The organism is Escherichia albertii NBRC 107761 = DSM 17582 (assembly GCF_000759775.1).
GTDB classification, from domain to species: domain Bacteria; phylum Pseudomonadota; class Gammaproteobacteria; order Enterobacterales; family Enterobacteriaceae; genus Escherichia; species Escherichia albertii.
On sequence record NZ_BBMY01000151.1, the window covers coordinates 1 to 10,758 of the forward strand.

A 10,758-nucleotide genomic window follows, 5' to 3' on the forward strand; every position below is an offset into this window, starting at 1 on the left:
CCCAGGGTTAAAAAGGATAAATAACAGGCAAAAAAAAGCGCGGGGTGGGACCGCGCAAAAAGTATGACATTTTTGTTTGCAGCATTTTTTTATGAAAACGTTGCCATACTTAAAAAGCCTCAGCCAGACGGCGTAATGTTATTAAAACAATTACGCCTGTAGTGGAATAGTGGTTACGCTTTCACACACATTACATGGTAAATACCATCAATAATTTCGGTACCTTCTGTTTCGTGTTCAAAACCAGGGAAATGGTGATCCCAGGATTGTAATGAGCGTAAATAACTTACCTGTGGACTGTTTTTATCGCCGAAATTTTCGCCAGAGAGCAGCATTGGAATTCCCGGTGGATACGGAATAACCGAGTTTGCAGCAATGCGTCCAGGCAGGTTTTCAATAGATACCAGTTCAACGTTGTTATCGACGATAGCGTTGTAGGCCTCGCGCGGAGTGATTTCCGCCACCGGCAGGCCGGAATAGGCTTCGTTCAATCGTGCGCCAGGGTTATTTTCTTTCAGCCAGGCAAACATTTGGTCGCCCAGATCGTGAATCCCCATGTTTGCGTAAGTGTCAGGATATTGATCTGCAAGTTCCGGCATCACCTGCGCCAGCGGTGTGTTCGCGTCATAGTGGCGTTTGAAGGAGCAGAGTGTGTTAACCAGTGTTCCCCATTTCCCACGGGTTACACCCATCGAGAACAAGAACATGATCTGGAAGTCGGTGGTGCGTGTGGGCACAATACCGTGGCGACCAAGCCAGGCGGTGACCAGCGCTGCCGGGACTCCGGTTTCTTCCAGTTCACCGTCTTCCCCCATCCCCGGAGCGAGGATGCTGACTTTTATCGGGTCGAGCATGCTCCAGTTATCCGGGATATCTTTAAAGCCGTGCCAGCTTTCGCCCGGATGCATCACCCAGCACTCCTGAACGGTGGTCAGCAATGTAGTCGGTGCATCGGCAAAGTCATAGGTTTTGCCGGTTTGTGGGTCGGTGACCACTTCTTTGTTCCACGGTTTAAAGAACCAGCTGCCTTCGGCGGTAAACTCTTTATACAACCGCGCCATTGACTGACGAAAATCAACCGCTTCATCGATCACTTCCTGAGTCAGTGACAGGCCGCTGTTACCGTCCATCATTGATACAGCCACATCGTTTGATGCGCAGATGGCATACAGCGGGGAAGTGGTGGCGTGCATCATATATGCCTGATTAAAGCGGGAGAAGTTAATCGCACCGCGGCCTTCACGCACATGAATGTAAGAGGCCTGCGACAATGCATTCAGCAATTTGTGGGTGGAATGAGTGGCGAAAACGGTCGGGCCGCTGTGATCGCCCGGTTCGCCGCGCATGGCATAGTGATCGGCATAGATCGGGTTAAAACGTGCATAACCGTACCAGGCCTCGTCAAAGTGCAGACGATCGGCGGTTTTTTCCAGCAGGTCCTGCGCTTTTTTGGCGTTATAACACACACCGTCATAGGTACAGTTGGTCACCACGCAGTAAGAGGGTTTTTGCCCAACGTTATCTTTGACCAGTGGGCTTTCACTGATTTTCTTCTGCAAGGTTTCAGGTTGCATTTCTTGCGGATAGATTGGTCCGATAATGCCGTAGCGGTTGCGGCTTGGCAGCATGTAGACCGGTTTCGCGCCAGTTAACATTAAGCCTTGCTCAATAGATTTGTGACAGTTACGGTCGACGACGACGACATCGTTATCGGTCATACAGGCTTGCATGATGGTGCGGTTAGAGCCGGAAGTACCGACGACCACCGACCAGGAGCGATCGGCGCCAAATACGCGCGCGGCATATTTTTCGCTTTCGCCGAATGCGCCAGTATGGTCAAGCAAAGAACCGAGGGATGTTCTTTCGATCCCCATGTCGGTGCGGAACAGATTTTCACCATAGTAGTCATGGTAGAAACGTCCGGCAGGCGTTTTGGTGAAACCGACGCCGCCCTGGTGACCCGGTGCGGCCCAGGAATATTCATGGATGTCGCTGTATTTCATGAGCGCGCTGAACAGTGGCGGCAATAGTTGCTGACGGTAGCGACGGATTGCGGCAACGGCGCGTCCGGCAATAAAGTCAGCGGTATCTTCCAGAATCCAGGCGAATTCATCGACAAGCTCCAGCAGAGAGCGATCCATGACGGCGAGGGCTTTTTCCCGGTCGCCTAACAGGAAGACGGGCACGTTTTGTTGGCGCTCATGAAGCTTACCGATCAATTGTCTGACGTTTTTATGTTCGTCTCGATGTTCCATTTGATAGCTGAACATCAGGCAGTCAATGGCTTCGTTCGAAGAGAGAATGGCAAAACCATCATCAAAGGCGGTTGATTTAATTACGGTAACATTTTGCTGTCTTAAGGCATCCGCCAGACGCTCTACGGCGCTACCGACCCAGGTGTCCTGATGCAGAAACTCGCTTTCAACAATTAATACTTTCATCATTGCTTACCCGGTTATGAAGGAATCTTCGTTGCGGGCAAGTATCTTCCGGCCATTTCAGGCTGTAAAGCGCGTGAAAAATGGACGATATTGTATTTTTATTTTTAAAAACAAAATGTTATGTTTGTTTTGAATTAAATTTCACTGCTTATTATCGACAGCAAAACTATTTTTTTGGCTGATACTGATATCGTCTGTAGCCGGGAAGCCCGGCGACTGGCTGCCGGGCGGGTTGCGCCGCTAAAGATTGAGCGCTTCTGGCGCTCTGGTGATTAAGCCATAGCGCCGTAACTGGCGGCAGTGAAGACGAGTGAGGAATATCACCGTGGTTAATGCGCCCAGCAGCGCGCAGAACATATCGGATTGCGTATCCCACGGATCGCCCTGAGTACCGAGAAAATCATCCGCTCCCTGGCCCATCGCCAGTGCCGCCCACCACTCGATCAACTCATACATCGCGCTTATCGCCAGTGCTACACAGCAAACCAGAAATGCCGTCATTTTGCGTCCGCGAACGTATACCCCGCGCACAAGTATTTCTCGTGCCGCCAGTGCAGGCACCAGACCCTGGAAAAAATGCCCCAGCTTGTCATACGGATTACGGCTCAGCCCCAGCCATTCCTGAACTTCAAAACCGATGGGGACTTTTGCGTAGGTGTGCTGACCTCCGACCATCAGGATGATGGCGTGAAAGAAAATCAGCGTATAGAGCAGTGGGGTTAACGGGTAATGTCTGGCTGTAACAAGCAGTAGCGGAACCACGATAATCACCGGCGTTACTTCCATCAACCAGGTGAGTTTGTCATGGGCCGATATACCCGTATAAAGCAGAATTAACGCTAGCGCCAGCGCGCCAGTATTGAGGGTTAACGGCTTGAGTGTGCAGGTCATGATGAGTTCACAAGTCAGGAAAAGTACTGACTATTCACCAGTAAGCATGAAATTACAATTGCAGAAGAGGTGGCCCGGGGGGATCACCTGGCAGCACGCCGCCAGGCGCCGGGCCGAAGAGGTTATTTAGTGCAGTTTGCGCACTGTTTGTTGACGATTTGCTGGAAGAAGTCGTTGCCTTTGTCATCGACCAGGATAAACGCCGGGAAATCTTCCACTTCGATTTTCCAGATAGCTTCCATTCCCAGTTCTGGATAAGCAACGCATTCCAGATGCTTAATGCTCTGCTGCGCCAGCACTGCTGCCGGGCCGCCGATGCTGCCGAGGTAGAAGCCGCCGTGTTTATGGCACGCGTCGGTAACCTGCTGACTGCGGTTGCCTTTCGCCAGCATGATCATGCTACCGCCGTGGGATTGCAGTAGATCCACGTAAGAGTCCATACGGCCTGCCGTGGTTGGACCGAGTGAACCGGAAGGATAACCGGTTGGTGTTTTTGCCGGGCCTGCGTAGTAGATCGGATGATCTTTAATGTACTGCGGTAGCTCTTTACCTTCGTCAATCAGTTCTTTCAGTTTGGCATGTGCAATATCACGACCCACGATAATTGTGCCGGTGAGTGACAGACGAGTAGAAATCGGATATTGCGAAAGTTGGGCGAGGATCTCTTTCATTGGGCGGTTGAGATCGACTTTTACCGCTTCGCCTTCGCCCGCCTGACGTAGCTCTTCAGGAATATACTGGCCTGGATTGTGTTCCAGTTTTTCGATCCAGATCCCTTCACGGTTAATTTTCGCTTTGATGTTACGGTCTGCGGAGCAGGAGACGCCCATACCAACCGGACAGGATGCGCCATGACGCGGCAGACGAATCACGCGAATATCGTGAGCAAAGTATTTACCACCAAACTGCGCGCCGAGGCCGAGTTTCTGAGCCTCTTTCAGCAGTTCCTGTTCCAGTTGCACATCGCGGAAGGCCTGACCGTGTTCGTTACCTTCAGTCGGTAAATTGTCGTAATAGTGAGCGCTTGCTAACTTAACGGTTTTCAGGTTGGTTTCTGCAGACGTACCACCAATCACAAACGCGATATGGTACGGCGGGCAGGCTGCGGTGCCGAGAGTCCGCATTTTCTCAACGAGGAAATCCTTCAGCTTGCCGGGAGTCAGCAGGGCTTTGGTTTCCTGATAGAGATACGTTTTGTTAGCAGAGCCGCCGCCTTTAGCGACGCAGAGGAATTTGTACTCGTCACCATCTACCGCATACAGATCGATTTGCGCAGGCAGGTTAGTGCCGGTGTTAACCTCTTTGTACATATCCAGTGGCGCGTTTTGTGAATAGCGCAGGTTATCTTCGATATAAGTGTTATAAACGCCTTTCGACAGCGCTTCTTCATCACCGCCGCCGGTCCACACGCGCTGGCCTTTTTTGCCGACGATGATGGCGGTACCGGTATCCTGGCAGGTTGGCAGCACGCCTTTGGCGGCGATTTCTGAGTTTCTTAAAAATTGCAGCGCCACATACTTATCGTTTTCACTGGCTTCTGGGTCATGAAGAATAGAAGCAACCTGTTTCTGGTGTGCCGGGCGAAGCATGAAAGAAGCGTCGTGGAAGGCTTGCTGCGCCAGCAAAGTCAGCGCTTCAGGTTCTACTTTCAGGATAGTTTCGCCGTCGAATTCGGCAACGCTGACGTAATCGGATGTGAGCAGATAGTATTCGGTATTGTCTTTCCCCATCGGGAAAGGCGCCTGGTAGATAAACGGTTTGTTTGACATAGCTTCCAGCCTGTAACTCTGTATTTGTTATACGAAAATGGCGTGCCGCACAACGACGGGCGGCACGCAGAGTGCAATTACAAGAACCCGTACATTGCGGCGAAGATCCAGCCAAAGACGCAGGATACGCTTACGCCAATCAACCCTGGCAGAATGAAGCTATGGTTGATCACGAAGCGACCGATGTGGGTGGTGCCGGAACGGTCAAACTGAATTGCCGCCAGGTCGCTCGGATAGGTCGGCAGGATGTAATAACCGTAGCAAGCCGGTGCTGAAGCCACGATGTACGCAGGGTCAACGCCAATCGCCAGCGCGACAGGAACAATCGCCGCCAGCGCTGCGGCCTGGGAGTTTACAAACTTGGAGACCAGCAGCAGAACAATGGCATAAGCCCACGGATACTCTTTCACCATTTCACCCAGTACGTCCTGGATTTCAGACATATGCGCACCGAACATGGTTTCCGCCATCCACGCAATACCGTACACCGCCACAATGGCGATCATACCGGAACGGAAGACTTCGTTTTTTGAGATAGACGCGGGATTGGTTTTCGTCAGGATAATGATCAGCGCCCCGGTTAGCAGCATAAACATCTGAATGACCAGTACCATCGACAGCGGTTTGCCGCCGAAAGATGGACGCAGGTCAGAATCTGCACCGAGCAGAGCGACCACGGCGATTGCCGCGAGGAAGATCCACATTGCCAGCCAGTTACTCTTTGGCAGTTTTTTATCCAGCAGCGTGGCGGTATCACCGTAAACATATTCGCGGTTTTCTGGAACGGAGATGAATTTCTGGAACTCTTCATCTTTATCCAGATCTTTACCGCGGAACCAGCTAAAGATACCGATCGCCAGGATACCGATCAGGGTTGATGGAATGGTGATGGCAAGCAGGTCGAGGAATTCAAGATGACGCCCATCAAAGGTGACGTTACCCAGCATCGCGACCAGCGATACCACGGCAACGGATACCGGGCTGGCGATAATCCCCATTTGCGCGCCGATAGAACTCGCCGCCATCGGACGCTCCGGGCGAATGTTGTTCTTAATAGCAACGTCGTAGATGATAGGCAGAATGGTGTAGACCACGTGACCCGTACCACAAAGAATGGTCAGCGTACAGGTTACAAAAGGCGCGACGATAGAGACATATTTCGGGTTGCGGCGCAGCAGTTTCTCAGCGATTTGCAGCATCACATCAAGGCCGCCCGAGGCTTGCAAGGTTGCCGATGCCGCCACCACCGCAATGATAACCAGCATAACATCAACCGGTGGTTTACCCGGCTGAAGGTGGAAGACGAATACCAGAATGACCAGGCCGATACCGCCTAATAAACCCAGCGCGATACCGCCCTTTCTGGCACCATAAAACAGACATACCAGTATTATGATGAGCTGAATAGTAAATAACATGTGTGAACCCTCGCGATAATCCCATTTAAATTTTTGCCGAATAGATCACAGTCACGTTCTGGTTTGTATGAACTGTTTTCAGAGCCTGACTAAATATCCGTTTGGTCGTTACTGGCTTAAGCAAACACCTCACAGTGAATATTGACCGATTTACGCAATGGTAAATTTATGCACTGCGATAAGTGATTTTTTCAGAGATAAATACTCTCCGGCGATGGGTTTGTTGTTTGCACTTCGCAGATGTTAATGGTTTGTTTGCTTGATATCTTATTGATATTTATTGGTCTGGTTTTGTTCTACAGGCAGAAATCGCTAAGTTTATAGATTATTCTGATCTACCTATTTGTGGGTAAAAATACACATATTGCGGGTGACATAATAGTTAATTAACTTTTGTTAGCGTTTTGAAATTAAAAACACTATTCATCCGAAGGGATATTAATTTCAGGAACAGACAGGGGGATAATTATATTTGATCTGGCACAAATTTTATCGATGAACAATGTAACTTGTGCCAGTGCTATTTTGCATTACTGTAATAATTGTTACTTACAGATAACCAATAATAGTTTATTGGCAATATTGTTTTAGTAGTGAGTAATGCTCTGCCTGAATACGGTAACGGTAAACCGGGCGGCCTGTGACGCCATAATGAATGCTGGTAAATAAAATGTGACAGTTAACCAGCCAAATCAGATACTTGCGACAAGAAACGCGTGAGATGTTAACTTCGTTGGCCAGTTCATCAGTTGAGAACTCGTAGTCCTGATGGGCGTCGATCCACTGGCACAACGTACGTAGAGTCTGCGGCGTTAATCCTTTAGGCAGGCGGCGGGTATCCTGCTCGTTGGCGCTGCTGCCGTGGATCAACTGATCCAACTCGGCCTGGTCGTAATATTGATGTTTCTCCAGCGCCATTTTCTTTTGTCGCCAACCGGTTAGCGCCTCTTCAAAGCGAGAGGCCTGGAACGGTTTGATCAGGTAATCCACAACGCCGTAGTGCAGCGAATCTTTTATGGTTGCGGCATCAGCAGCGGAAGAGATGACAATCACATCGCTTTTACAACGGGCATTGTGCAGGGCTGGCAGTAAATCGAGCCCGTTCTCTTTTTGCATATAGATATCGAGCAATATCAGGTCGACAGGCGTGCCGCTGTTAAAGATAATCTCTTTTGCTTTTTCCAGCGTTGAGGCGGTGCCGCAGCACTGAAAGCCTGGAATCTGTGCGACATAGCGTCGGTTCAACTCCGCCACCATTGCGTCGTCATCGATAATTAATACATTGATCATCTGTTCGACCTCTCCCCATCCCAGGGTAACTGGACAAAAAATTGTGTGAAAATCCCGGGTTCCGATTCTACGGCAATGCTGCCGCCAAGACTTTCAACCTGTTGTTTGACAAGAGCTAAACCGACGCCTCGCTCGCTTCCTTTTGTCGAGATGCCTTTGTCAAAAATGCGATCGATTTTTTCAGGCGCGATCCCTGGACCGTCATCGTTAACTTCACAATGCAGCCAGCCGTGACGGTAGTGCAATGTTACGCTGATTTCGCCCCCCGGTTGTGACCCTAACGCTTCCAGGGCGTTTTCTATCAGATTGCCCAACACGGTGATTAATGCTGCAACCTGATCCTCGCTGCCGCTGTCTGGTAACTGGCTTTCGCTGTTTAACAAAAGTGTATGGCCCAAATCCGTTGCACGGTTAATTTTACTGATTAAGAAACCGGCGATGACTGGTGATTTGATTTTACCCAGTAGAGAGCCAATCTCCTCCTGATAGTTGTTGGCCGTTTTGAGGATGTAATCTTCCAACTGCTTATAACTCTTCAGATGCAATAATCCGAGAATCACGTGCAATTTATTCATAAATTCGTGGGAGCGTTCACGAAGTGCGTCAGCGTAGTTGACCAGACCATCCAGGCGTTGCATCAGCTTACGAACTTCCGTTTTATCCCGGAAGGAAGAGATGGCCCCGATGATGACGCCATTACTGCGTACTGGGACGGTGTTGATCAGCAATAGTCGATCTTTAACGGTAATCTCTTCGTCACGGCGCGGCGTGCCGTCGCGTAATACTTCGGAGACATCCACTACCTGCGACCATGCCTGGCTTAGTGTCGACAGCTTTTCGTCATCCTGCGATTTGTGGTAGTTAAGCAGTTCCTGTGCGGCATCATTGATGAGTGTGACTTCACCGCGATCGTCCACGGCAACGACGCCTTCTTTGATCGATTGCAACATTGCCTGGCGTTGCTCAAACAGGGTAGAGATTTCATAGGGTTCCAGGCCGAACAGGATGCGCTTAAGCACTTTGACCAGGATCCATGTTCCCAGCCCGCCGACCAGTGCGCCAAATAAAATTGACCAGATAATGCTCCAGCGGCTGTCGTTGATCTGCTGGGTCACGCGGCTTAACTCCAGACCAATCGCCACTACGCCAATTTGCTTATTATTTTCATCGTAGACGGGGGTAAATACACGTAGGGCCTGCGCCAAAAAACCGCGATTAATGGCGACATTTTCCTCACCATTGAGCGCCTTGAGGATATCGTCCCCTTTAAAAGGCTGACCAATGCGTTGCGCTTCGGGGTGCGAGTAGCGAAGGCTTTGCATATTGGTAACGACGATAAACAACAGATCATTACGCTTGCGTACGGCTTCAGCGATGGCCTGGATACCGCTCTCCTGCGGTTTTTTCTGCAAGCCCTGACGAATTTCTGGCGAGTCGGCAAGGGTTCGCGCCACAGCCAGCGCTTTGTTGGCCAGCCCGTCACGCGTCATATCACTGATTTGTGAGAAATAAATCAGATGGACCACTAGCAGCACCGAGAACAAAACAGCGCTGACCATTAAGATAGCCGTGGTGCTGAGTTTCATCGGGCGTTTGCGTAACATACGGTAGGGCAGTGAATGTCTCATCAGCTTCCTTGTGTGACAAATTTCCTAAGCATTATCCCTGATGAAGTAGGTAATTCAAAGGGAGTAAGAGGGTTGGCTTTTGTCTGGAAACTGAAACAACACGTGTTGTCTGACGATTACGGGGCTATGCTTATAGCGAAAATCACACCCATGTGGGAGGCCAGTTTATGGATCAAGAATTGTTGGACGCTGGTTATCGCGTGTATACCGGCGAGAAAATTGATGTCTACTTTAACACTACGATGTGTCAGCATTCAGGCAATTGTGTACGTGGTAATAGCAAGCTATTTAATTTAAAACGTAAGCCGTGGATTATGCCTGATACAGTCGATGTCGATATTGTGGTAAAGGTTATTGATACCTGTCCAAGTGGCGCACTGAAATATCGCCATAAATAAGTGAGGGAATGATGGAAATACATGAAGGGCATAATAAATTTTATATTAATGATGCACAGGGAAAACAAATTGCTGAAATTGTTTTTGTGCCGACAGGAGAACATTTGGCCATTATCGAACATACCGATGTTGATGAAAGCCCGAAAGGGCAGGGGATTGGTAAACGGCTGGTGGCGAAGGTGGTGGAAAAAATGCGCCGGGAGAAGCGGAAGATTATCCCGCTATGTCCGTTTGCGAAACACGAGTTCGATAAAACGCGCGACTATGATGATATTCGTAGCTGAGCAGAGAAATTGTATCCGTCGTAAGCAATACAAATCAGAAATGATGTTATGGGCATGTTTAAGCGGAATAACCCCGTAAATTCGGGGTTATTCAGGTTTTTGGCAAGCCGTACTTTGTTTATACCCGATGTGGTGTGAACGCTCTATTTTGCCTATAAATTAAACATATTGCAGGATCTAATATAGGTCTGATAAGCGTGGCGCATCAGGTAATGATACAAACCCATATGCAGACTCAATTAGTCAATATCTGTGGGTTGAGTTCTGCCAAGGGTGAATCTGTAATCGCTTCTTCTTACAGTCTGCTCAGGTGTTGCAGGCACTGTTGTGGAGCGTAGATGCGTTGTTGGTTTGCCATGCTCTGGAACATAAAAAACACCAGCGCCATGATAACCGGATATAGAAACGCTAATTCCACGACTTTCAAACTCGGCATAGACGTGTTCTGCTAATGAACGCTTTGGACCAAATAATGCACTAGCCAACCAGCCGCTGTTGGTTTTTGTTGATTTTTCTATTTATTCAGGAGAGAAATCATTGTTTTTTGTTATGTTGGCTGAGTGACAAGATGTTAATCTGATGTCTTCTACTTCATGAAGATTATGTTCTACCAGACGGTTGACGATATCAGTTGGTGGG

8 protein-coding genes and 1 pseudogene are annotated in these 10,758 nt (G+C 49.2%); 2 read left to right on the plus strand and 7 right to left on the minus strand.

Going from position 1 to position 10,758, the window contains the following annotated elements; all coding sequences use genetic code 11:
- Window positions 1–173 precede the first annotated feature (173 nt).
- The 6 genes from adiA to EA14781_RS20065 form a co-directional block, all read right to left on the minus strand.
- Window positions 174–2,441, minus strand: coding sequence for an arginine decarboxylase (adiA, locus tag EA14781_RS20040; RefSeq protein ID WP_077776628.1), 2,268 nt, complete (start codon window positions 2,439–2,441; stop codon window positions 174–176).
- Window positions 2,442–2,681: 240 nt separating this feature from the next.
- Window positions 2,682–3,332: a DUF2238 domain-containing protein gene (locus tag EA14781_RS20045; protein ID WP_000128517.1), complete on the minus strand. Its 651-nt coding sequence runs from the start codon at window positions 3,330–3,332 to the stop codon at window positions 2,682–2,684.
- 122 nt (window positions 3,333–3,454) lie between these two features.
- Window positions 3,455–5,101 (minus strand): class I fumarate hydratase, encoded by a 1,647-nt coding sequence (gene fumB / locus EA14781_RS20050; protein WP_000066713.1) that lies wholly within the window; start codon window positions 5,099–5,101, stop codon window positions 3,455–3,457.
- A 77-nt stretch (window positions 5,102–5,178) separates the two neighbouring features.
- Complete coding sequence (dcuB, locus tag EA14781_RS20055; protein WP_000899532.1) at window positions 5,179–6,519, minus strand: anaerobic C4-dicarboxylate transporter DcuB; 1,341 nt, start codon at window positions 6,517–6,519, stop codon at window positions 5,179–5,181.
- A 570-nt stretch (window positions 6,520–7,089) separates the two neighbouring features.
- On the minus strand, window positions 7,090–7,809 hold the full coding sequence (gene dcuR / locus EA14781_RS20060) for a two-component system response regulator DcuR (RefSeq protein ID WP_000611295.1): 720 nt from the start codon (window positions 7,807–7,809) through the stop codon (window positions 7,090–7,092).
- Window positions 7,806–9,437 carry a sensor histidine kinase gene (locus EA14781_RS20065; RefSeq protein WP_001216455.1) on the minus strand — a complete coding sequence of 544 codons (1,632 nt, stop codon included), beginning with the start codon at window positions 9,435–9,437 and terminating at the stop codon, window positions 7,806–7,808. The genes dcuR and EA14781_RS20065 overlap by 4 nt, the downstream gene beginning before the upstream one ends.
- A 167-nt stretch (window positions 9,438–9,604) precedes the next feature.
- On the opposite strand from EA14781_RS20065, the gene yjdI reads away from it, so the two are divergent.
- Together yjdI and EA14781_RS20075 are read left to right on the plus strand one after the other, a co-directional pair.
- Window positions 9,605–9,835, plus strand: coding sequence for a 4Fe-4S mono-cluster protein YjdI (gene yjdI, locus EA14781_RS20070; RefSeq protein WP_000371862.1), 231 nt, complete (start codon window positions 9,605–9,607; stop codon window positions 9,833–9,835).
- 11 nt (window positions 9,836–9,846) lie between these two features.
- The gene (locus EA14781_RS20075) at window positions 9,847–10,119 is read left to right on the plus strand and encodes a GNAT family N-acetyltransferase (RefSeq protein WP_000402406.1); all 273 of its coding nucleotides are present in this window, start codon (window positions 9,847–9,849) and stop codon (window positions 10,117–10,119) included.
- Between the two features lie 239 nt (window positions 10,120–10,358).
- On the opposite strand, the pseudogene EA14781_RS25870 reads toward EA14781_RS20075, so the two are convergent.
- Window positions 10,359–10,758 (minus strand): annotated as a pseudogene (locus EA14781_RS25870) (secretion protein EspS); the annotation flags it as partial.

Bases quoted from the DNA above. Each gene is read 5' to 3' on its own strand.
- adiA (WP_077776628.1), bottom strand. From the start codon at position 2,441: ATGAAAGTATTAATTGTTGAAAGCGAGTTTCTGCATCAGGACACCTGG.
- EA14781_RS20045 (WP_000128517.1), bottom strand. From the start codon at position 3,332: ATGACCTGCACACTCAAGCCGTTAACCCTCAATACTGGCGCGCTGGCG.
- fumB (WP_000066713.1), bottom strand. From the start codon at position 5,101: ATGTCAAACAAACCGTTTATCTACCAGGCGCCTTTCCCGATGGGGAAA.
- dcuB (WP_000899532.1), bottom strand. From the start codon at position 6,519: ATGTTATTTACTATTCAGCTCATCATAATACTGGTATGTCTGTTTTAT.
- dcuR (WP_000611295.1), bottom strand. From the start codon at position 7,809: ATGATCAATGTATTAATTATCGATGACGACGCAATGGTGGCGGAGTTG.
- EA14781_RS20065 (WP_001216455.1), bottom strand. From the start codon at position 9,437: ATGAGACATTCACTGCCCTACCGTATGTTACGCAAACGCCCGATGAAA.
- yjdI (WP_000371862.1), top strand. From the start codon at position 9,605: ATGGATCAAGAATTGTTGGACGCTGGTTATCGCGTGTATACCGGCGAG.
- EA14781_RS20075 (WP_000402406.1), top strand. From the start codon at position 9,847: ATGGAAATACATGAAGGGCATAATAAATTTTATATTAATGATGCACAG.